This window comes from Microcoleus sp. S13_B4 (assembly GCF_036700885.1).
GTDB lineage: Bacteria > Cyanobacteriota > Cyanobacteriia > Cyanobacteriales > Microcoleaceae > Microcoleus.
This window is the reverse complement of record NZ_JAUBPU010000012.1, coordinates 72,328-95,028: the sequence shown is the minus strand read 5'-3', so window position 1 is coordinate 95,028 and position 22,701 is coordinate 72,328. Positions and strand designations below refer to the sequence as shown.

Sequence of the window (22,701 nt, the reverse complement as noted above, 5' to 3'; positions counted from 1 at the left end):
AGGAAGAAGGAAGAAGGAAGAAGGAAGAAGCAATAAAAGTTAGGGACTCGGCCGTTGAAAGCACTTAAGAGTCAAACTTTGGTTCCTCTGGCTTGAGACTAAAGAATAAAGCCCATCGCTACCGCGAACCTTTGCAAACCCACTTCCACAAAGGATGGCTTGGCCCGCGCTGGCGAATGCGGCGCACTTGTTGTTCCAAACCCTGTTGTTCCCGCTGGGGCAATCCTCGCACTCTATTACGACTTTGCCAAGTTAGCACAGCTAAAGTCATTCCCAAGCACAAACCCAAACCGAGAGTCGGCCAGCGATGAAAAGATAAACCGTAGCGCACCGCCGCCCAAGTGAGGTGTTCTAACCACAAAGCGATTTCGCGGCGCAAACCCCAAACGCTCAAAGAACCGACGCTAATCCACAGCACTATCACAGTTAACCAGCGGCCGTAAACTGTTAGTTTGTGAAGCCTTTGGACTTCTATTTTAAAATTTGCGTCGCTTTCATTAGTCATTAGTTATTAGTCATTAGTTATTAGTCAGTCAACAGTCAACAGTCAACAGTCAACAGTCAACAGTTAACAGTCAATTAAACTTCCTCTGACTGGTTGATTCCTTCTACGGGGACGGGGATAGAGTGGCCCGTGCGACTGCGCCACCAAGCTAGCAGCGTACTGGCAATGAAAATACTCGAATACGCACCCGCAATAAAGCCGACAATCAATGCTAAAGCAAAGTATTTGAGGGTTTCGCCCCCAAACAAAAAGATTGAAAACAATGTCAGCAGCGTTGTCATCGTCGTGTTAATTGACCTTCCCAGGGTCTGCATGACCGCATCATCGACAATCTGATCGATCGACTGTCCCGGATTTAGCTTGATTACTTCGCGCACGCGATCGTAAATTACCACTGTATCGTTAACAGAAAAACCGATGATTGTCAAGATTGCCACTACAAATAAACTGTCAACTTCCACACCTTGAACTAAACCTAAAATTGAGAAAATACCAACAGTAATGAACACGTCGTGAAACAGAGCTACAAAAGCAAAAAAGGCGTAATCTAACTGAAATCGGACTGTCAGATAAATAGTAATGCCAGCAAACGAAAGAAATACAGCCAACAATCCCGAAGTAAATAATTGTTTACCGAGGGTAGGCCCAACCGTATCAATTTGAGTAGATTTCGGGGCAAAAGCGCCTATTTTTTCGTTCAATGCTGTTTGCAACTTTGTACGTTGTTCGACATCCAAAGTTTTCGTGCGTAGCGACAAACCGCGCTGTTCTTTGCCGATAACTTGAATGCTGCTGCCTGCCAAACCTTGGGCGTCCAGGACTTCGCGCACAGCAGCAAGATCGATAGGTTTACAATTTTCCGGTTTCGTGCAGTCGAGTTCAAATTGCAGGCGAGTGCCACCGATAAAATCTAAACTTGGGCGCAGCGGTGCGCGGATGTCGGGACGAGTCCAAGAAATCGCCATCGACACTATACCTGCGAGGATAATAGCGGCGGACATACTCCACCAGATCGATCGCTGTTTGATAACACTGAATTTCATAATTTGAAGGAAGAAGGAAGAAGGAAGAAGGAAGAAGGAAGAGAAAAGAAGTCAACAGTCAACAGTCAACAGCCAACTGTCAACCGTTAACTGTTAACTATTAGCAGTTTTCGACAAATTAGGACAGAACCACTGAGGTTTCCGCAATGCTGGAAAGCCCAACACTACCAAAAGTAGAGTGCGGCTGCAAGTAATAGCAGTAAACATACTTACTACCACGCCCAAGGCCAGCGTTACAGCAAACCCTTTAACTAAACCAGCGCCCAACCAGAACAAAGCAGCACAAGCGATGAGAGTAGTTACGTTGCCATCTAAAATGCTGGAAAAAGCTCGGTAAAAACCCGATTCTACCGATCGATAAAGTGATTTCCCCGCCCGCAACTCTTCCCGCGTGCGCTCAAAAATCAGCACGTTAGCATCCACGGCCATCCCGATGCTGAGCACAAAACCAGCAATTCCCGGCAGCGTTAATGTCACTCCCAAAAGCACGAAAGCTGCCCAAGTTAACAGAGCATAAATTAACAGAGCAATATTGGCAATTACGCCGGGGAGTCGATAGTAGGCAACCATGAAAATCAAGACTAAAGCTAAGCCGCCGATACCTGCGTTAATACTGCTTTGAATGCTGTCTCTACCCAAGCTAGCGCCGATGGTGCGGTTTTCTACAATTTCGACAGGCACAGGCAAAGCGCCACCGCGCAATTGCACTGCCAAATCGTTGGCTTCTTGGGTTGTAAAGTTGCCTTGAATTACGGCACTCCCACCAGTAATTCCTGTCTGGGCAAATTCAACGCCGACGACTGGAGAACTGATCATTCTTTCGTCTAGGAAAATACCGATACTGCGTCCGGTGCCGGCTAAATTTTTCGTTATTTGGGCAAAGAGTTCGCCTCCTTTGGTATCGAAACGGAGAGCAACGTTCCAGTTCTTCCCAGCCGCCAAGGGTTGAGGTTGAGCGTCTTTGAGGTTTTCGCCACCGAGTCCGCTGCTTTTGAAGAGTTTGGCGATCGCCTCATTGCTTCTTTTCAAAGCAGCCTGATTTTCTTTAATAGCGGCCTCATTGTTGCTAGTTTTCAATGCTGTTTGTTTGACCAGCAATTCCTGCTGCAACTGCCTTTCAATGCCTAATTGTGCTTCTGTTCCGGGCAGTTGTTCCTGAAATTCTAGCTTGGCCGTGCCACCCAAAACTCGTTCTGCTTGCTGCGGGTCATTTACTCCGGGCAACTGCACGAGAATTTGGTCTTCTCCTACTGTTTGGACTAATGCTTCGGAAACGCCCAAACCGTTAACCCGGTTTTCGACAATCCGCCGCACTGCTTCTAACATTCCCTGGTCTATTTTGGGAATTGTGGGGGTAGTTTTTACCTGAATTGTGAGTTGCGACCCTCCTTGCAAGTCTAATCCCAGCCGCGTCGGAATTGTTACTGTTACAGTAATGGCGGCGATGATTAAAACAAAAATTAGGGCTAATATTGAACGTTGTTTTTGCATATTTAATTATTAGTCATTGGTCAGTTGTCAGTTGGCAGTTGGCTGATTTTAGTCAACAGTCATCAGTCATCGGTCATCAGTCAACAGTCATCAGTCAACAGTCAACAGTCCACCAATGACTACTGACTAATCACTATTTATACTCGCAAAGCTACCATTTTTTGGACTGCCTCGACAATTTGCGTGGGCTGCACAATTGTCAGTCTTTCTAAATTACCGTTGTATGGTGTGGGGATATCTTGTGAAGACAGGCGTAAAACTGGTGCGTCGAGTTCGTCAAAAAATCGATCGCTAATCGAAGCAATTAGTTCGGCACCAATGCCTCCTGTTTTCATGCACTCCTCTACAATAATTACTTTGTGAGTTTTGCGAATGGATGCGCCGATGGTCTCCATGTCCAGGGGTTTGAGAGAAATTAGGTCGATTACTTCTGGATCGTAACCTTCTTTTAGCAGGGTGGGCACGGCTTGCATGACGTGGTGTCGCATCCTGGAATAAGTCAGGATTGTGACATCTTTGCCCGATCGCACAATTTCTGCTTTGTCCAGCGGCACTAAATATTCTGTTTCTGGCAAATTTTCTTTGAGGTTGTAAAGAAGGACGTGCTCGAAAAACAGAACCGGGTTATCGTCGCGGATGGCTGATTTTAAGAGTCCTTTGGCGTTGTAGGGAGTCGAACAGGCGACTATTTTCAAACCGGGTACTGCTTGGAAATATGCTTCTAGGCGCTGGGAGTGTTCCGCGCCGAGTTGCCGGCCCACGCCGCCTGGCCCGCGAATTACCATTGGCATTTTGAAGTTGCCGCCGGATGTGTAGCGCAGCATTCCGGCGTTGTTGGAAATTTGGTTGAAGGCCAGCAGCAAAAAGCCCATGTTCATGCCTTCGATGATTGGCCGCAGTCCCGTCATTGCTGCGCCTACTGCCAGGCCTGTAAAGCTATTTTCGGCGATCGGGGTGTCGAGCACTCTAAGTTCGCCGTATTTGTTGTATAGGTCTTTGGTGACTTTATAGGAACCGCCGTATTGGCCTACGTCTTCGCCGAGTACGAATACGGCGGAGTCGCGGGCCATTTCTTCGTCTAACGCCTCGCGGAGGGCGTTGAACAATAAGGTTTCTGCCATAAGAGGTGAAGCAATGATTGCAGGAGGGTCAGATTAGAATCTTAACCTTTTGGGGGTGTCGATCTAGGAGTCGATCGCAAATTCGGCAATTGAACCCTGCACGATTGGCAAGACGGATATCATAATTATTTGATTTTGTCAAGTCCCGGTTTTTAGATTTCCGAAAAATGTTTTTGCAGTAAATCGTGAATAAATCGATAGCGCCGATCGCCAGTTTTTTGCAGCAACAAGCGATCGCTCGCAGCATCCAGAAAACGCCTGTAATCCCAAGGAATGTAGCCCTTCGACCACAGCACGAGGTGCAATATAAACTTTTCAATCCCCGGAATTCCCGGCAACAAAGCACTAATTACCGCCGCAACAGCACCGGCAATTAATTCCCAAATCGACCCGGAGACTAGGCTGGCAATTAATCCCAAAATCACCCAAATCAGCCCGCCAACCAGCTTAACTCCAAACAGATACTTGCGCCGTTCATCGGCTGTTTGCAGCCAGCTAGACGGTATGCGATCGAGGTAAAATTCTTGAATTCCTTGCTGTTCCATCCTTCTGGCCAACCATCCCAGCCAGTGGCGAATTTGTTCCGGCCGCAGTTCCTTACCTCTGGGATACTGCTTGACTTGCCCGGTCATTTGGTGGCGAATATAGGCAGTTAACAGATATTTGCGCTGTTCTTCTGCGGAAGTTATGCGCTTCCAAGCTTCAATTAAAATATCGTCGTAAGCCAGAGCCATCATGCTCAGAAGCAAGGGAACTTTTGCCAATTTCAACAACTCCGGCTCGCGCTCAATGCTGTACCAAAGTTCGCGGCTTCTGGCTTCTAGCAGATAATTTTGAATTTGAGTTTCTGTTAAAGGTTTCAATAAAACTGCGGCTTGCAGGCGAAATCTCGTTTCGCAGTTTTTGTAAGCTTCAAAACTGCTGCAAGCTACTAAATGTTTGGGTTTAAATTCGCTTTCAACAAACTCATTAATTGCTTGAATACAGATATTTTGGCGGTGGGTTTCCACTTCGTCCAAGCCGTCGAGGAGAGGCAGCAATTTTTGTTCGGCGATCCATTTTTTGCCGACAGCAGGAGAGATGCCGTATTTGAACTGAAGTTGAACAATTAACCAATCGGCGATCGCCCCGGATTCTGCTTTCCACGATCCGAGTTCAAACAGCACTGGTACTGGCAAACTAACATCTTTTTGGGCGCGGGAAATTAACACGCGAGCTAATTCTAGCAGCGTCGTAGTTTTGCCTGCACCCGTGGCTCCCAAAATTACCAATTTGCCGCCGCTGCGATCAAACACTTTAGCAACGCTTGCTTTGGGAGGAAGCCGAAAACTCGGACGGTTGCCCGCTTTCACTTCCACATCCCAACAGCGGTTAACACCAACAGACGACGAGTCTTGACTGAGATTAGCCAGCACAGCGGCGTGCAAAGACTGCGATCGTCCTGCTTGGACTTCCTGCTTCACCTCCTCCAATAATCGATCGCGAGGTGGTTGTAATCTCAGAGGAATCAATTTTGACATTTTATGTACCTCGCGCTGAACGCTTACTTTCGTAAATTGGCGCGCAAATAACCCAGAGCAAGATTACCATCAGTATAGGCGTCCAGTATATATTGACTCAAATTATTGCGACAATTATGGGTCTGAAATTTTATCTAAAAATCCTGACCCTGGGGCCCGCACTAGGTATTTCCACTATAAATTTACTCGCGATCGCCTCAACTCCCAAACAAAAATTATTAGTATAGATACACAGAGGGTTTTTTATGTCATTTACGAAGGCTCAAATCATCACAGTAAGCTTAGCAGGACTGGCAACAGCGGTGGGAGTGGCTGTTGCAACTATACAGTCGGGTGCGATGAAACAATCCAATCCTCCCCTTGCACAATCGCCGATATCCACCAGAAACCAGATTGCACCGGTGCCGAGCAACAACCCCGAATCTCGGCAACCAGAATCTCTGCAAGCACAAACCCAGGCCCCGGAATCTCCCCTATCTCAATCTCAACCAGCCAAAACCCCAGCACTTCAACCCTCGCTAGTTGCAGGAGTCTCTCCGCGAAAAGTTGAGCCAGTAGTTGTCACACCGCCAAATTCTGGTTGCAAAATCACCCAGGCTGTAGTCAGGGATCGCAATCCACCGCTAAATGTGCGATCGATCCCGCAACTAAGCGACAGCCAAATAGTAGGAAAACTTAAAAATAATACCTTTGTTTCAGTCGCCGAAGAACAAAACGGTTGGCTGCGAATTACCGATCCAGTTCCCGGTTGGGTTGCGAAAAGACGCACCGAAAGCAGTTGTTCTAACATCAACCAGCAGATTAATTTTCTGCCGGGAGGAGATGAGGCGATCGTCAAAGGTCGAATTATCGGCGGCGGCAGCCACTCTTACCGGATTCGCGCCAGAAAAGGTCAAACAATGACTGTTAGGAATCGGAAAGAGGTTTTCCCGCAAATTATAACTCCTAGTGGCAAACTTTTAGCTGAAGATCCTTATCAAGGCAATGAAACAGAGTGGACTGGAAAAGTGCCAGTTACTGGGAATTACAAATTACAATTAGACTCCAATTTCCGGGGATACGAATACGAATTTTTAGTACAAGTGCGATAAATGTGCAGGTTCCTAGTAAGGAGTTTAGTCCTGAATTAACATTAACTATTACTAACATTTTTTAATAATAAGTCAGAGACTAAGGAGCTAAGCTTTTTCAAAGCTATGCTGCTGATACAGACAATAATGAAATAAACAAAGAAAGTAACCGCAAAATCCACTCCTGACATGAGCGTGAATAAACTCAGCAATGTACCATGAACTAAATATAGTTCAAAAGAGTTTTCGCCTAAAAAGTTTAGAAAGGGAGAGCGAATTTGGAATTTCCCTAATAAGATTATTAACCCAATTATCAAAATAGAGAAGGAAATACCTATAATATCGTGAGCAATAACATTAATTAGAGGAGAATAAATGTTGGCATTAGCACTGGGGGATTTCATCCATACCCATAAATGTAAACATACAATACCAAAGGATAGATATAAAGTAAAAGTTTCAATATAATGATTGAGGTGGTTTTTTAGGTGAGCAAAAATACCAGATAATTTTGGCTTTTTCCCTCCGAGTAAGTTTTCCAATTTTTCAATAATTATTTTGGAGTTTGCCGCTATCCAACAACCAAACGGAAAACTAAAAGAATTATCAACCCAGGTGTCGGGTGCTGGTGAAATACCGACAAGTATTGCCGTTAAAAAAAAATAAGATATTTTAGATTTATTCAATTTATTCAAACTAAAAATTACATAAGTAATGCAATACCAAAAAAGAATATATACTATAAACCACATATTCATATCCAAAGTTGAGGGAGCCAAAAATATATTGAGTAAAGAATTTCCAACACTACTCCTTTTGTTTAATATAAAATAATCAAATATTAAAATTTTACAAGTCATGGCTAAGATAAATGGTATGTAAACTCTCATTACTCTTTTGGAAAAAAAGTTATTTAATCCTTTTTTTTGTATAGATAAAAAGATTCCATATCCCGAAAGTACCAAAAAAATAGATACACTGGGAAAACCTAGGTGATGAAGAAGAGATAAATAACCCGGATTGCCCAGAGCAAGAGCTACATGATGAACAATGATGATCAGGATGGCAATTCCTTTCATTTGATTAGTCTGTAAAATTGATAAAGGTTGCTCTCTTACACTTTTTTTGAAGCTAATTAAAATTAATATAGACAAAATAGTAAATGTAGTTAATATACTCCTATTGTCTACTGCATTATTAACGACCAAAGCTAGTAAATTTTGATTCACCAACCAATAACTAAACATAAAATTTTCCAGTGGCTTTTTAGATAAGTAGGTAGGGGCAAATAAACTTTACATTCTCGTCACAGAATGTAAAGCTATCATAACTGCCCGCGATTGCTTTCCTTCAGATAGCTGTAAAGGAAAAGAAACTGCTTCTAGTCTATAGCCTTACGGTCAAAGCGGCTACTATAATTAAGGAATCTCCGAAAGCGATATATCCAGAATCGCAAACTTCTGCCAATCTTCCGAATCAAAGTGCCACCATTCAGTTGTTATACCGATAAGTCCCTGTTTTTTCATTGCATCCTTAAGCACTTGACGATTTTTCCGAGATTCTGCGCTGCCGCCTTGATAATCTCCATGAGCTTTTTCGGTAAAATCATCGTAAGGTGTAGGCATTTCTAATTCTTTGCCAGTGCGATCGACCAAAGTCAAATCAATAGCAGCACCGCGATTGTGCCGCGAACCCCTAGCAGGATTAGCAACATAGCGCGGATCTGGCCAAGCTTGCCACATTTGCTTAGTGACAGAGAAAGGCCTGTAGCAATCGTAAACTTTCAAACCCAATCCGATTTTTTCCAAATCTGTTTGAACTAGCCCTAACTGTTGAGCAACAGAACTTCTCAAAGCGCATTTGGATATAGGGTAAAGTTTTCGTTTCAAGAAATTATTAGTAGTGGCGTATCGGATATCGAGGCGAATGTTGGGATTTACGGTGCGGATGTCAACCAGTCGCGCCGAACGCGGAAGTTGACTCATGAAAATACTTTCAGGTACTACTGGGTTTGGTTCTGGTTGGGTAATTTGCACTTGTGGCGGCTCCTGGGCGCGAATCGATCTTGTATAATTCAGTGTGGTTGTAGATAGTAATACGAGGATGAATACAATTAGATATCTTGTAAATCGACGAATTTTCATCACTCTGTTAATTTGAGCTTTTATATGGGTTTTCACAATTCACATCTTCGGGGATTTTCGCCTTTTTCCTCTTGTCTGCCAGCCCGCCAGACCGACAAGGGTTGAAACCCCTGTCTCATAGCTAAAGTCCTCTGAAGAGGACTGAAATATTTCTCTAAAACTTTTATTTTATGAGTCTTTCAGTCGGTTTTAACCGACTTTAGCTATGAGACGGGGGTTTTAACCCCCGGCGGACTGTGGGACAAGCGCGAGAACGCTCGATCTGTTCTCTATGCGTCATTTTTAATTGTTAATTATCCTCAAATTCCCAAGCGCTGATACACTAAATCTAAGTGCCTCAATTGATACTGTGGATCGAAACAATCATCAATTTCTTTGGTCGTCATCTTAGCTGTTACCCGATCGTCCTTAGCAATTAAATTGTAGAAATTGCCGCCCGGTTTGTTCCAAGCTTCGTGAGCACAAGATTGCACAATTTTGTAGGCGTCTTCGCGACTGGTCCCTTTTTCTACTAAGGCTAACATCACTCGCTGGCTGAAGATGACTCCGCCGTAAATGTTCATGTTTTGTTTCATGTTTTCGGGATAGACTAACAGGTGTTTTACTAAGTCTGTGGTTTCTACTAACATGAAGTGAGTGACAGTGGAACTGTCGGGCAAAATCATCCGTTCTACGGAACTGTGAGAGATGTCTCTTTCGTGCCAAAGCGCCACATTTTCTAAGGCTGCGACGGCGTTGGCGCGGACGATTCTCGCCATCCCTGTGAGTCTTTCCGATCGAATCGGGTTGCGTTTGTGGGGCATGGCGGATGAGCCTTTTTGCCCTTTGGAAAAGAATTCTTCGACTTCGAGAACGTCGGTGCGTTGCAGGTTGCGGATTTCTACTGCAAAACGCTCGATCGATGCTGCTAAGAGTGCTAAGGTTTGGACGTATTCGGCGTGTCGATCGCGCGAAATGACTTGAGTGGATGCGGTATCGGGTTCGAGTCCGAGGTTTTGACAGGCGATCGCTTCTATTCGCGGGTCAATATTAGCATAGGTTCCGACTGCGCCGGAGATTTTGCCGACTGCAATGGACGATCGCAAATTCACTAATCGGGCGCGGTTGCGAAAGACTTCTGCCAGCCATCCTGCTAGTTTAAAGCCAAAGGTGATGGGTTCGGCGTGAATTCCGTGCGATCGGCCAACCATGACGGTATTGCGATGCTGTTGAGCCTGATAGCGAATAGCTTGACTCAATTCTTCGACACGTTCTAACAAGATATTGACGCTAGCGACTAATTGCAGCGCCAAAGCGGTATCGAGCACATCGGAACTGGTTAAGCCGAGGTGAATGTAGCGGCCGGCATCGCCTACATATTCGTTGACATTTGTCAAGAAGGCGATCATGTCGTGGCGGACTTCGGCTTCAATTTCGAGGACTCGTTTGGGGTCAAAATTAGCCTTAGCTTTGATTTCTTCGACTGCGGCGGCGGGGATGTAGCCGAGTTCGGCTTGAGCTTCGCAGACAGCGATTTCTACTTGCAGCCAGCTTTTCAGTTTGGCGGTTTCAGTCCAGATGTTGCCCATTTCGGGCAAAGTGTAGCGCTCTATCACGGTGGGAGTTGGGGAATGCGATCGTCTTATTGTACATCTGCGAAGCATCCGTCTTCAGTCGGGAGGGGGAATTTCGGGCGATCGGCTACAATATGCTAAACCTCGTTAGCTGGCATTCTTCTCTATTCGCCAATAAATGGTTCCAAATGAATAGCCATTACAGTCTCATCATTCAGTGGTCAAAAGAAGATCGACTTTTTGTTGTCAGCTTGCCGGAGTTTACCGATGTCATGCAGCCTTGCACTCACGGACACACTTACGAGGAAGCGGCACAACACGGACAAGAATTGTTAGAAACCTTGATTGAAATCTATCAAGAAGATGGCCAACCTTTACCAGAACCTAAGACGTTGGGGAAACCATTACAGATAGCGTAACAAGAGATACTATGTTGCAACAAAAACCATCACCAGAATCTGTCTACATCAACAATCATCCTGTACTGATAGGAGATGTATTAATAAGTTGCTAGAACGATTATTTCAGGCTGCATGAAATTGTTGCTATATTGATGAGTTGGTTAAGAAATGTAAAAATTTATGAGTACAACAGTATATAATAATACACTGTTGATATGTAGTGAATGTTAGCGAGCGCAATCCTAGTCCAGAATGTCTAGACGCGAAAGATTGCTAGTAAAAGGTTGAGAAGCTAAGATAGATGATAGGGGTAGCTCATTTATATGGGTTAATGAATTAGGAAATGAAAATTATTATAGAATGGTAAAGAATTATGGGAACAGTAGAAAGTGGTCAAATTAACCAACAACAAGTGCCAAAGTATTTCCCTACGCCGATAGATGACTTAAGATGCTTGATGGAGCATTTTATAAAAAAAGATGATACAAAATATCAATATCGGGAGGCTTTAACAAGTAATATTTGCTACAATCTGCAACATTTGGAATATCTTGATTTTCTGGTTAGCGATAAAAATCAATACTTGAGGCTAACAAATGTTTTACAAAGACAGACAATTAAAAGTATTGTTGTTATTACTGTAGGAATAATTGAGGGAATATTATACTATTTAATATTGACTCGGGGTAAACCAGCAACTACTCAGTGGGAATCAGTTATGAAGATAGAAAATACTAAAAAAGCTTCTTGGGGCAAAGAGTATAAAATTGAAAATGAAATTTTTGAAAGAATTAACAATGATGAAACAGATACTATTGAGTGGAAATCAGTTACGGGTAAAGTTTCGGGTATTAAAAAAAATTCTCGCGGAGAATACTATAAGATTGAAAGTGACATATCTTTCAAACTTAAAGATCCCATCCTGAAAGAGATGACTTTATACCAAATGCTCGATCAAGCAAGGAACAAAAAGCTTTTAGGTGAAAACAAAGAAATTTATGATAATATAAATGAATTAAGGAACAGTCGAAATAAAGTGCATATTCGTATAATAAAAGAACGATCGGATACTGATTGGAAATCTTTTGATGAAAAGCTTTTACGTTTGAGTAAAAAAGTATTGAGTAATGTTTTGAAAGAAGTAGGGATATTTACCGATGAACAATTATCTCAAAAAGCATTTTCCTATTTGGATAATTAAGTGAGAAATTTAGTAGGTAATGATAAATGACAGGTTGATAAGCTGAAAGAGAAGGCTAATGGACTTCTGAATCTGACAAAACCATTAATAGCAAGTTGAGATGCGCTTGTGTTTTTTACTAATTTAAGATTTAAGATTTTAGTAGGAGGAACATACTAACTGAGCTATGTCTGTTCAAAGCAATATCGCTCAAATATGGAATAAGTGCAAAACCGATACACTCTGCTAAACGGGGCGGCACGGCATTTCCAATTTGCCACATTGCCTTTTTCATTGAACCTTCAAAAATAAATGAATCTGGGAAAGTTTGCAATCTAGCCATTTCGCGAGCAGAAATAACGCGATTAAGATAAGGATGAATATGAGTGCCACCGTGATTTTCTTTAACAGTCATACTGGGTTTTCCAGGATACTGTCGCTTGAAAGCATCGGCGTAGCTTTCATACAAAGAACCGCCTGGTGGAACTTTAGCAAGTCTTTCCATGTACTCAACAGAATGACGAGTCCATTGGTGGTTAATTTCTGGGATGGGAGTATACTCTGGTAAATCATCAATTGCTGACTCAATCGCTTTGTATTGTTCCGGCAACTATTGCGGCTTCGGATAGGGATTTTGCATCCCAAATCTGTTGGCAATAAAAATAGCTCGCGGGCGGATTTGCGGAACTCCATAGGTTGCGGATTCCAGAACAGCAACGGACACATGGGGATAGCCAATTTCCTCAAAAGCCTCGCAAATGGCTTGCTTAACAGATCCTTTTTGTAGAGTCAATATTCCCGGTACGTTTTCCATGACAACATACCAAGGACGTATTTCAGAGACAACGCGGACAAACTCTCTAAATAAGCGATTTCGAGGGTCGTTGGGGTCGCGTTTTCCTGCAACTGAGAAGCCTTGACACGGCGGCCCGCCTACAACAACATGAACTTCTGGCGAACCAATTTCAGCGAGCAACTTTTGGGGATTTAAGTTTTTTATATCGTCGCACAAGTGATGGCAATCGGGAAAGTTTTTTGTATGAGTTGCCGAGGCGATAGGATTAATTTCTACACAGGCTACTGGTCGAAAACCTGCTTGCAATAAACCTTGGGTCATGCCGCCCGCACCGCAAAAAAGATCGACAAATGTATAGTCGGGTTTTGGCAGTGACTGAGATTCAACATCAATGAATATCTTGTAAGGATCGCAGTCATTTGCTTCTAGTTCGCGTTGGATGCGTTCGTAACGCCCTAATTTTGCTTTCTTCTGCTTTTTGGCAGGAATTGGTTCTGACTCATTTGAGAACAAAGACAGTTGTATTGCTTCCATTTTATATTTGTTTACTGCGTTCTATCTGATGTTGCCCACTTGGGGCAGGGTGTAGGACTCGATCGCGCTTGGAGTCGGAGAGTGCGATCGTCTCACACATTGCACCATTCTCGCTTAAAAGGCCCGACGACCTGTTCCACAAAGAGTGAATTTTATTGTGGGGTGAACCCCATAGCCCGCCCATAACAGGCTGATTGAGAAGGGTGCAATATGTCAGTTGTCAGGCAGTATTGTCGTCAAAAACCCGGTTTCTGACCACCCGCGCGTCGATTTTCAGCTTTTAGAGAGATGTAAAAACTCGTCCGATCGCTACACTATTAACTAGGAACTCAGCAATTTTGGAGAAGAGGTGAATTGAAATTCGTTTCCGACCCGCAAATAAAAGTCAAAATCCGCAAAATGAACGAGCGGGTGCGGTGGCAAGAACACTCGATCGTCGATCGGGGAATCGACCAAACTCGGATGGTTTTGGAATCTCCAACCACCGACTCTCCAGAGTTTTCGTTTTTAGTCGTAGGCGACAGCGGCACGGGCAATCACCGCGGCCACAATCCCCAGCGGCAGATTGCCGAACAGATGCTCTCCGAACGCGAAACTTGCCGTTTCGTCCTCCACACGGGCGATGTAGTTTATCTCGTCGGTTCCAGCGAATATTACTTGCAAAACTTTATTCGCCCCTACCGAGAATTTATAGTCGGCGGTGAGCATCCCTCTCGGATTGCCTACGATCGCATGGTGTTTAATTTTCCGTTTTTGCCCGTACCGGGAAACCACGACTATTACGACTTGCCGATAGTCTACGGCATTCTGTCGGCGACAGCTTTGCCGCTGCGCCGGCTGTTGGGTTCCAAGTTGGATCTTGATGTCGGCTGGCACGGTTCCGATCGCGGAAATGCCTACGCCAAAGCCTTTCTCGACTACCTGCAAGCTCACAAAATGCCGGGAGAGCTCGATCGCCACCTAGACGCCCACTACACCGCCAGCAGCAGCACAGGCCGCTGCATCCGCTACCAACCCGGACGCTTTACCCGCTTACCCAACCGCTACTACACTTTCCGCAGCGGCGGCATAGACTTTTTCGCCCTTGACTCCAACACCTTCAACGAGCCATTGCCGATCCCGAAAACCAAACAGGGCGACATTCGCCGCCAGAATTTGGAACTCGATCGGCAGAAATTGGAACAAGAAAAATTGGCAATGCTCGAAATCTGCGATCGGCTCAACCCCCAAATTCTTGAGGAAGCCGAACAGCTAGACGACTTGGCCGCCAAATTAGAGCAAGTTGACGAAATGCTGATAGATATTGACAAACAACTGTCCCCCGACAAAACGGCCGCCACAGACGTTGAACAGCTCGAATGGCTCAAAAAAAGGCTGATTAACTCTTGGCGCGATTCCGAGGTGCGGGGGCGGGTAATTTACCTGCACCACCCCCCCTACGTGACAGAGGCGACAAAGTGGAATCAAGCTCAAACTTTGGCGGTGCGGTTGCGATTGCGCGAGGTGCTCGACGGAGTGGCCGATGCAGTTGGGGAGGAGGCGCGGGGGCGTCCGCTAGTAGATTTGGTGCTGACGGGCCACGCCCACTGTTTGGAATACCTGCGGACAGGGAATACCGGCCACGGCGACTCTGGGATTAATTGGCTTGTATGCGGGGGAAGCGGCCACAGTCTCCGCCGCCAGCGCCCGGAAGGGCCGGTGTTGGAGGAAGTATGGAGTCCAGAAGCCGATCGATTGGCGCGTGAGGGCGGGCGATCGCAAAAAGGCGATCGGCGGATAGCGGAATCTTTGCTATTTGTCGGCCGCAGCGGCCAAGGTTCCCACAAACGCCGTCCTTATTCGTGTTTGCGGATTGATGTTCTCGATGGGTGTCCCCCGAAGTTCCGCATCCGACCTTTGATTGTCGAACGATTTGAGGGGAAATGGCAGGATATCTCGATCGAACCTTTTGTGATTTAACTTGAGTTTTTCTGCAAGTATCGAGTCACCTTGAAAAGGTAGACTTTGACCGATTCCCCCGTTTTTAAGGTTAGGGGGAGGGAGAGCCGAATGCTTTCACAAAATACTCGTATTAACTTAATTGAGGAGAAAAATTCAATGATTGCTAACTTAACCGCCACCGGCTGGGAAATTATTTACCACCGCGCCCACGCTTTGCTCGCCGCCCAACTTGGCGGCCAGTGGAAGCGCTCGAAATCTCCGCTTCGCTTATATGAAACCATCGCAGCGATTTCTCATCACGACGATTTAGAGAAAGAGTGGGAAGAACATATATTGACTGAAGCGGGCGCGCCCTTAGATTTTACGTTGCAGACGGAAACGTCTCTGCCGAAAATTAAAGCCATGGCGCAAAATGCGCTATATCGCGGTAGGTGGGTAGCCATGCTGATTTCTATGCACATGAGCTTTCTCAATGAAGGAAAGCGGGGAGAGTCGAAGGAACTCGACGAGTTTTTGGACGAACAACTGGAAAATCAAAAAAAATGGCAAAAAGAGTTGCAAATTTCTGAGGAAGATGCTACAGCAGCTTATGCTTTTTTCCAGTGGTGCGATCGGCTATCATTAATTCTTTGCAGTCGCGAGTTACCCGCCGGAGAACGAGCTTTAGAAATTAGTGTCGGCCCCGACGGCAAGCGCTACGATATTGTACAGAACAGCAACGAACTCGTGACTGTAACTCCTTGGCCTTTTGAAGACGATAAATTTACTGTGAACGTCGAAGCGTGTCATTTGGATCGAGTGCAGTTCGACAGCAACGAGGAAATCAAGGAAGCGCTGCACAAAGCTCCGCGCGAAGTCTTAGAGTGGACTTTTGTCAAGTCTTAATTAAACCTTTGAAAAATAGGTGAGGGTGGTTGTCCGAGTTTGGCGGGCCTTGCATTTGTGTAAACTTAAGGTTACAACCATGTCTAAATCAGGGTTATAGTTGAGTGTTGATTCCCCCTAACCCCCCTTAATAAGGGGGGAGGACAAGAACACTCAAAGTGGGCCTTATTTAGGGGGATTTAGGGCGATCGAAACTTCGATACAAGCGAAAAAAATCGAGGGTTTCAGTTCACCCATTACCCATTACCAATTACCTATTACCAAATATGAACCGTTCAGCTTGCCTAATTTTTAATCCCGTCGCCGGCAACAGCGACCCCGACCAAGACTTAGCTAGAATTCAGGAACTTTTAGAGCCTTTTATTGACTTAGACATTCGGCTGACAACCCCAGAATTAGACGCCGATCAAATCGCCCGCGAAGCAGTTGCTAGGGGAGTTGAGGCAATTATTGCTTCCGGGGGCGACGGCACATTATCAGCGGTTGCCGGCGCGATTGTCAGCACAAATATTCCTTTAGGAATTATTTCGCGGGGAACTGCTAATGCTTTTGCTAATGCTTTAGACATTCCTAATACTATTGACACCGCCTGCGAAAATATTTTGGGAGGGTTGACGCGGGTGGTGGATGCGGCGATTTGCAACGGTGAAATGCCGATGGTTTTGTTAGCTGGAGTGGGCTTTGAGGCAGAAACCGTCGAACTAGCCGATCGCGAAATGAAGAATCGCTGGGGAATGTTGGCTTACATTCTATCGGGAATTAAACAGTTAAACAATTTAGAAAGGTTTGAAGCGGAAATCGAAACCGAGGATAAAATTATCAGCGTTACTGCTGTGGCGGTGACGGTGGCGAATGCAGCGCCGGCTACTTCCATTTTAGCTCAAGGCCCGGCGGGGATTATTTTTGATGACGGCTTGCTGGATGTGACGCTGGTTGCACCTCAGAATAAAGCAGGGGCGATCGCGGCTTCTTATCATCTATTGCAAACAGCTTTGAGTGGCAATCCTACGGATCGCGACGACATCGGTTATTTGCGGGCAAAAAAAGTAACGATTAGTGCCGATCCGCCTCAAAAAGTGGTTGTAGACGGGGAAATCTTCGGCATGACTCCGGTTTCTATTGAGTGCATCCCGGGAGCTTTAACTATTTTTGTACCGCGAGTTGAAGAAGAGCCAGTCGTGGAAAAACTCACTGGTTTAGCGGATCTCGAAATTACATTGAAACCCATAACTTAAAATTTTTAGCGACACAAACAATAAGAAAGACCGCCCGGGCGGTCTTTAATTTTTAGGCGTCTAAGATTTGGCGAATCCGACGCTCTAAAAGTTCTAGATCGAGTCCACCTTCATCGCGGCTGATGCGGCGGACGGTGACATTGACATTGCTCAAATCTGCCAGTAAATCTTGCAGGATTTCTTGTTGTTGGCGAGCTTGAGTAATTTCGCGCGGTTCTTGCACCAAATCGCGCACGATCGTATCTTCACCGCGCGAAGCAACAATCGGGTCTGCTTCGCCGTCTACGTGGACGAAAGTGCGTCGTCCGGGGCCGCGTTCTGCTTCGATTGGGATTACTGCTGTCACTTTGTCCGATCGTACATATTTGCCAAATCCCAGGTGGACTAAGACCGAAGATTGTATTTTCATAGATAGCAAGTTTTATTTGTTAGTTATCTATATTTTAACTTTTGCATTCAGGATATAACAACTAATATGATCGTTAATTTTACTACAAAATATGTCGGTTTTTGCTCTCTTTTATTCTTGTCATTCTTTGTAAAATTTGCTAAGCTAATTAACTGAATATAACCTACGCACGGGTAGTCAGAAACCTGGTTTTTTCGGAAAATATTTCCTTCCAGCCAGCAGAGTCTGTAAAAAACCGGTTTCTTTTGCCGGAGTGCGTAACTTCTGTTAACATAGAATTAGAGCAATTTACGACCCGCAGCGCATTTCAGGGACACAGCCTACCGATTCTAGATTTGAGCATTACTTCCACGGAAAAACAGGAAAGCCTAAATCATGTTAATTAGTCTCGACTTAGTTATCAGCATCGTGACGGCAATTCCCTTCGGCACTATCAAAGACAAGTTTCAGCGCAACGAAACTGTCATCAAAATCTTAAAAAGATTTAATCTCGACCCCGATGCTCCGCCCGCAGATTTTAGCGGAGTTTATGTTTATACTTTAGTAGAATACGGCGCTGGCAAACCCAAACAGATTTTAGAACTGTTTCGCCAAAAAGAGATTGAATCAGCATTTCGCCAAGCCTTCGAGTCCGATAGCCCCGCCATTTTAATTAAAGCAGGCGATGACTATCTGAATGAGAGTGCTTTAGGCAAAGAAATTCGAGATTTAGGCATTGACCCCAGACGGGAATTCATGGCATTTGCCGCTGTGTTTATGGAAGTAGCAAAGCGGACGCGGACGCTGGGAGATGTAATGGTGGGAAATGCGATCGCCTCTTTGCAAAAACGCCTATCTATGGTAATGGATCGCATCGAACGCCTCCCCACACTCGAAGGAATTCGCACCGAATTTGCACGACTGGAATGTGAAGATTATCCCGTACTTCCAGCAGCCGAATCAAGAAATATTCAAAAGTCTAAAGTTTTTATTTTATCGCAACAAGTTCGAGGTTGGTTTGAAACATTAAGTTATAAGTTTGAGCCATATCAAATCTCGGAAGATAACTATTTTGAATGGATTATCAATGTCCCCGTCAGACGCAATCGGTACGATCGCATTTTAGTGCGCGGAATTGCCGGAGAAGCAGGACTCAGAGACATCTCAGCCTTGCGCGAGTCGGTGGAAAAACAGCGCACCGATGAAGGCTGGTTAGTCACTGCCCGCCGCATTAGTAGCGCCGCACGGATTGAAGTAGAAAAAGCCGAAAATAGTAATTTAGCTTGCTATACTTTTGATGAATTACTCGACCAAGATGCCGATTTTACTGCTTATCTGGATTGGCTAGAAACTGAAATCACCAGCCGAGGAATTGATACTAAATATGTGCCGTTAGCTTGTACAAAAGAAGAACTTGACCCCGATACTCAGTGTAAGATAGGCGTGAGTCATTATGGCGATCGAGAGGGCTGGATCGAAGGTTATATTGACCTGTGGTTAGATGACCCAGTTAAAGAACATATTTCTGTTTTAGGAGAATTTGGGACGGGTAAAACTTGGTTTGCGATGCACTATGCTTGGATGGCGCTGCAACGCTACAAAAAAGCTCAAAAGCGCGGCTTAGAACGTCCGCGTTTGCCGTTAGTAATTCCTTTGCGAGATTACGCCAAAGCAGTTAGTGTCGAGTCGCTGTTTTCCGAGTTTTTCTTTCGGAAGCACGAGATACCTTTGGCGGGTTATTCGGCTTTTGAACAACTCAATCGCATGGGCAAATTTCTGCTGATTTTCGATGGTTTTGATGAAATGGCCGCTAAGTGCGATCGGCAAGAAACCATCAACAACTTCTGGGAACTAGCAAAAACCGTCGTTCCCGGCGCAAAAGTCATCCTTACTTGCCGTACCGAACACTTTCCTGAAGGCAAGGAAGGACGGGCATTGTTCAATGCAGAACTGCAAGCATCAACAACCATTTTAACAGGCGAAACTCCCCAATTTGAAGTCTTAGAATTAGAGAAATTTAACGACGAGCAAATTCGGCAAGCGCTGTCAGTTCAAACAGAAGCCGCAACTGTCGAAAAAGTGATGGGGAACCTGCAACTATTGGATTTAGCGCGCCGCCCGGTGATGACCGAGTTAATTTTGGAAGCATTGCCCGATATTGAAGCTGGAAAACCAGTCGATATGTCGCGGATCTATCTGTATGCGGTGCGGCGGAAGATAGAAAGAGATATCAAAGCAGAACGCACTTTTACTTCTGTAGCAGATAAGCTTTACTTTTTGTGCGAACTGTCTTGGGAAATGCTGTCTACCAACCAAATGAGTCTCAATTATCGCGGTTTTCCCGATCGCATTCGAGGCCTGTTTGGTTCCGTCGTGCAGGAGGAAAAAGACTTAGACCACTGGCACTACGACATGATGGGTCAAACGATGCTAATTCGCAATGCAGATGGCGATTATACTCCGGCGCACCGTTCGTTATTAGAGTTTTTTGTCGCTTACAAATTTGCGGCGGAATTGGGAGTTTTGGCCGCAGATTTTACCGAATTAGTTGCGCCTGAACAGTCTTGTTTAGATCCTAATGCAGCGCCTCAAAAATATGCTTGGTCTAATTATTGTCGATTGCAAGCCCAAAAGAGAAATAATGGTGAACTTATTGCGCCTTTGCAGGGATTTGTTGCTGAAGATTTAGGGCAACTCCGTCAGAGTTTCGGACACGCGCCGCTGACAAAAGCAGTAATGGATTTGTTGTTACCAATGGTAGGGGCGGTGTCCTCGTGCCGGCCCTGCCTCGATGTAGGGGCAGCTACGGAGGAATTATTGGAAATTGTGGAAGCAACGCGGGGAAAAACAGAAAGTGAGGTAGGTTATGTGGGAGGGAATGCGGCGACGCTGTTGGTGAAAATCGATCGAACTGCGTTAGAAGCAAAAGACCTTTCTCGTGCAGTTATTTTAGGTGCTGATTTTACAAATGCTAGTCTGCGCCGCGTCAATTTTGCTGAAGCAAATTTAGCAGAGTCAGTTTTTGCTAAAGCCTTTCGTACAGTTAATTCGGTCTCATTTAGTCCAGATGGCAAACAATTTGCTACAGGTGGTAGTGATGGTGTTGTTCGTTTGTGGGATGCAGTCAGTGCCGAAGAACTTTTAACTTGTCGGGCACGGAAAAATTCAGTGCATTCAGTTGCTTTCAGTTTGGATGGTGAAAGGCTTGCCAGTGACAGTGTTGACAATACTATCAAGCTTTGGGATAGTCATACAGGAGAATGTTTGCGGACTTTCACCGGACATGAAAATTCAGTGCGTTCAGTTGCTTTTAGTCCCGATGGTGAATGGCTTGCCAGTGGCAGTTATGACAAGACTATCAAGCTTTGGAATAGCCATACAGGAGAGTGTTTTCGGACTTTAAAAGCACATAAAAATTCTATAAGCTCAGTTACCTTTAGTCCCGATGGTAAATGGCTTGCCAGTGGCAGTTTTGATAATACTATCAAGCTTTGGGATAAGCATACTGGAGAATGTTTGCGGACTTTCACCGGACATGAAAATTCGCTTCTTTCAGTGGCTTTCAGTCCCGACGGTCAATGGCTTACCAGTGGCGGTTATGACAAAACTATCAAGCTGTGGAGCAGCCATACCGGAGAGTGTTTGCGGACTTTCACCGGACATGAAAATGGGGTGAGTTCAGTTATCTTTAGCCCCGACGGTGAATGGCTTTCCAGTGGCAGTTTTGACAATACTATCAAGCTTTGGGATAGGCATACTGGAGAGTGTTTGCGGACTTTCACCGGACATGAAAATGGGGTGAGTTCAGTTACCTTTAGCCCCGACGGTGAATGGCTTTCCAGTGGCAGTTTTGACAATACTATCAAGCTTTGGGATAGACATACCGGAGAGTGTTTGCGGACTTTGACCGGATATGAAAATGCGGTTTTTTCAGTCGCCTTCAGTCCCGACGGTGACTGGTTTGCCAGTGGTAGTAGTGACAATACTATCAAGCTTTGGGATAGGCATAGCGGAAAGTGTATAAAGACTTTCAAAGGACATAAAAATAGAGTGAGTTCAGTCGCATTCAGTCCCGATGGTCAATGGCTTGTCAGTGGCGGTTGGGACAACACTGTTAAACTTTGGAATATCCATACTGGAGAGTGTATTAAGACTTTCACAGGACATAAAAGTTGGATTTATTCAGTCGCCTTTAGTCCTGACGGTAAATGGCTAGTTAGTGGTAGTTATGACACTACTATTAAACTCTGGGATAACCATACCGGAGAGTGTTTTCTGACTCTCACCGATCGTGAATGTAGAGTGCGTTCAGTTGCTTTCAGTCCCGGTTGTGAATGGCTAGTCAGTGGCAGTAGTGACAATACTATCAAGCTTTGGAACAGTCATACTGGAGAGTGTTTGCGGACTTTTACCGGGCACAATAATTGGGTAAATTCAGTCACTTTTAGTTTTGATGGTAAATGGATTGCAAGTGGCAGTGATGACTATACTATCAAACTTTGGGATAGCGATACCGGAGAGTGTTTGCGGACTTTCACCGGACATGATAATTCGGTTTATTCAATCGCATTCAGTCCCGACAATCAACAGTTTGCAAGTGGCAGTGATGACAACATTATTAAGCTTTGGGATAGCAATACGGGAGAGTGTTTGCGGACTTTAAGCGGACATGAAAACGCCGTTCTTTCAGTCGCCTTCAGTCCAGACGGTAAATGGCTTGCCAGTGGTAGTAGTGACAACACGATTAAACTCTGGGATGTCAATACAGGAGAGTGCATCAAGACTCTCACAGACGGACTTTATGAGGAGATGAATATCGCGGGCGTTACGGGTTTAACGGAAGTTGAAAAAGCCACGCTCAAAGCTTTAGGTGCTGTTGAAAATTAATCATCGA

16 protein-coding genes and 1 pseudogene are annotated in these 22,701 nt (G+C 45.0%); 7 read left to right on the top strand and 10 right to left on the bottom strand.

The features are described from left to right. Nucleotides 1-118: 118 nt before the first annotated feature. From QT994_RS09895 to QT994_RS09875, 5 genes are all read right to left on the bottom strand, one after another. Nucleotides 119-505 carry a hypothetical protein gene (locus tag QT994_RS09895; protein WP_333173884.1) on the bottom strand — a complete coding sequence of 129 codons (387 nt, stop codon included), beginning with the start codon at nt 503-505 and terminating at the stop codon, nt 119-121. A gap of 74 nt (nt 506-579) precedes the next feature. Continuing rightward, nucleotides 580-1,548: a protein translocase subunit SecF gene (gene secF / locus QT994_RS09890; protein WP_333173881.1), complete on the bottom strand. Its 969-nt coding sequence runs from the start codon at nt 1,546-1,548 to the stop codon at nt 580-582. Between the two features lie 93 nt (nt 1,549-1,641). Further along, on the bottom strand, nt 1,642-3,039 hold the full coding sequence (secD, locus tag QT994_RS09885) for a protein translocase subunit SecD (protein WP_333173879.1): 1,398 nt from the start codon (nt 3,037-3,039) through the stop codon (nt 1,642-1,644). A gap of 137 nt (nt 3,040-3,176) precedes the next feature. Next, complete coding sequence (locus tag QT994_RS09880) at nt 3,177-4,160, bottom strand: alpha-ketoacid dehydrogenase subunit beta (protein ID WP_333173876.1); 984 nt, start codon at nt 4,158-4,160, stop codon at nt 3,177-3,179. 152 nt (nt 4,161-4,312) lie between these two features. Further along, nucleotides 4,313-5,680: an NACHT domain-containing protein gene (locus QT994_RS09875; protein WP_333173874.1), complete on the bottom strand. Its 1,368-nt coding sequence runs from the start codon at nt 5,678-5,680 to the stop codon at nt 4,313-4,315. Nucleotides 5,681-5,925: 245 nt separating this feature from the next. On the opposite strand from QT994_RS09875, the gene QT994_RS09870 reads away from it, so the two are divergent. Then, the gene (locus QT994_RS09870; protein WP_333173872.1) at nt 5,926-6,771 is read left to right on the top strand and encodes an SH3 domain-containing protein; all 846 of its coding nucleotides are present in this window, start codon (nt 5,926-5,928) and stop codon (nt 6,769-6,771) included. 41 nt (nt 6,772-6,812) lie between these two features. Here QT994_RS09870 and QT994_RS09865 read toward each other — a convergent pair whose 3' ends face one another. The 3 genes from QT994_RS09865 to purB form a co-directional block, all read right to left on the bottom strand. After that, nucleotides 6,813-7,997 (bottom strand): acyltransferase, encoded by a 1,185-nt coding sequence (locus QT994_RS09865; protein WP_333173870.1) that lies wholly within the window; start codon nt 7,995-7,997, stop codon nt 6,813-6,815. 171 nt (nt 7,998-8,168) lie between these two features. Then, nucleotides 8,169-8,894 carry a M15 family metallopeptidase gene (locus tag QT994_RS09860; RefSeq protein ID WP_333173920.1) on the bottom strand — a complete coding sequence of 242 codons (726 nt, stop codon included), beginning with the start codon at nt 8,892-8,894 and terminating at the stop codon, nt 8,169-8,171. Between the two features lie 299 nt (nt 8,895-9,193). Further along, nucleotides 9,194-10,489, bottom strand: a complete 1,296-nt coding sequence (gene purB / locus QT994_RS09855; protein WP_333173918.1) for an adenylosuccinate lyase — start codon at nt 10,487-10,489, stop codon at nt 9,194-9,196. 29 nt (nt 10,490-10,518) lie between these two features. On the opposite strand from purB, the gene QT994_RS09850 reads away from it, so the two are divergent. Together QT994_RS09850 and QT994_RS09845 are read left to right on the top strand one after the other, a co-directional pair. Then, nucleotides 10,519-10,866: a type II toxin-antitoxin system HicB family antitoxin gene (locus tag QT994_RS09850; RefSeq protein WP_445243891.1), complete on the top strand. Its 348-nt coding sequence runs from the start codon at nt 10,519-10,521 to the stop codon at nt 10,864-10,866. 355 nt (nt 10,867-11,221) lie between these two features. Next, nucleotides 11,222-12,049 (top strand): hypothetical protein, encoded by an 828-nt coding sequence (locus tag QT994_RS09845; RefSeq protein ID WP_333173867.1) that lies wholly within the window; start codon nt 11,222-11,224, stop codon nt 12,047-12,049. 130 nt (nt 12,050-12,179) lie between these two features. Here the strand turns inward: QT994_RS09845 and QT994_RS09840 are convergent. Continuing rightward, nucleotides 12,180-13,358 (bottom strand): annotated as a pseudogene (locus QT994_RS09840) (DNA cytosine methyltransferase). 354 nt (nt 13,359-13,712) lie between these two features. Here QT994_RS09840 and QT994_RS09835 point away from each other — a divergent pair. The 3 genes from QT994_RS09835 to QT994_RS09825 all read left to right on the top strand — a co-directional run bounded on the left by QT994_RS09835 (nt 13,713) and on the right by QT994_RS09825 (nt 17,419). Then, nucleotides 13,713-15,317, top strand: a complete 1,605-nt coding sequence (locus tag QT994_RS09835) for a metallophosphoesterase (RefSeq protein ID WP_333173865.1) — start codon at nt 13,713-13,715, stop codon at nt 15,315-15,317. 90 nt (nt 15,318-15,407) lie between these two features. Next, on the top strand, nt 15,408-16,184 hold the full coding sequence (locus QT994_RS09830) for a DUF3891 family protein (protein ID WP_333048157.1): 777 nt from the start codon (nt 15,408-15,410) through the stop codon (nt 16,182-16,184). 266 nt (nt 16,185-16,450) lie between these two features. Then, complete coding sequence (locus QT994_RS09825; protein WP_333048156.1) at nt 16,451-17,419, top strand: YegS/Rv2252/BmrU family lipid kinase; 969 nt, start codon at nt 16,451-16,453, stop codon at nt 17,417-17,419. A 52-nt stretch (nt 17,420-17,471) separates the two neighbouring features. Here the strand turns inward: QT994_RS09825 and QT994_RS09820 are convergent, their stop codons facing one another. Continuing rightward, the gene (locus QT994_RS09820) at nt 17,472-17,828 is read right to left on the bottom strand and encodes a hypothetical protein (RefSeq protein WP_333048155.1); all 357 of its coding nucleotides are present in this window, start codon (nt 17,826-17,828) and stop codon (nt 17,472-17,474) included. Nucleotides 17,829-18,203: 375 nt separating this feature from the next. Between QT994_RS09820 and QT994_RS09815 the strand changes: the two genes are divergently transcribed. Further along, the gene (locus QT994_RS09815) at nt 18,204-22,694 is read left to right on the top strand and encodes a WD40 domain-containing protein (protein WP_333173864.1); all 4,491 of its coding nucleotides are present in this window, start codon (nt 18,204-18,206) and stop codon (nt 22,692-22,694) included. Nucleotides 22,695-22,701: the final 7 nt, after the last annotated feature.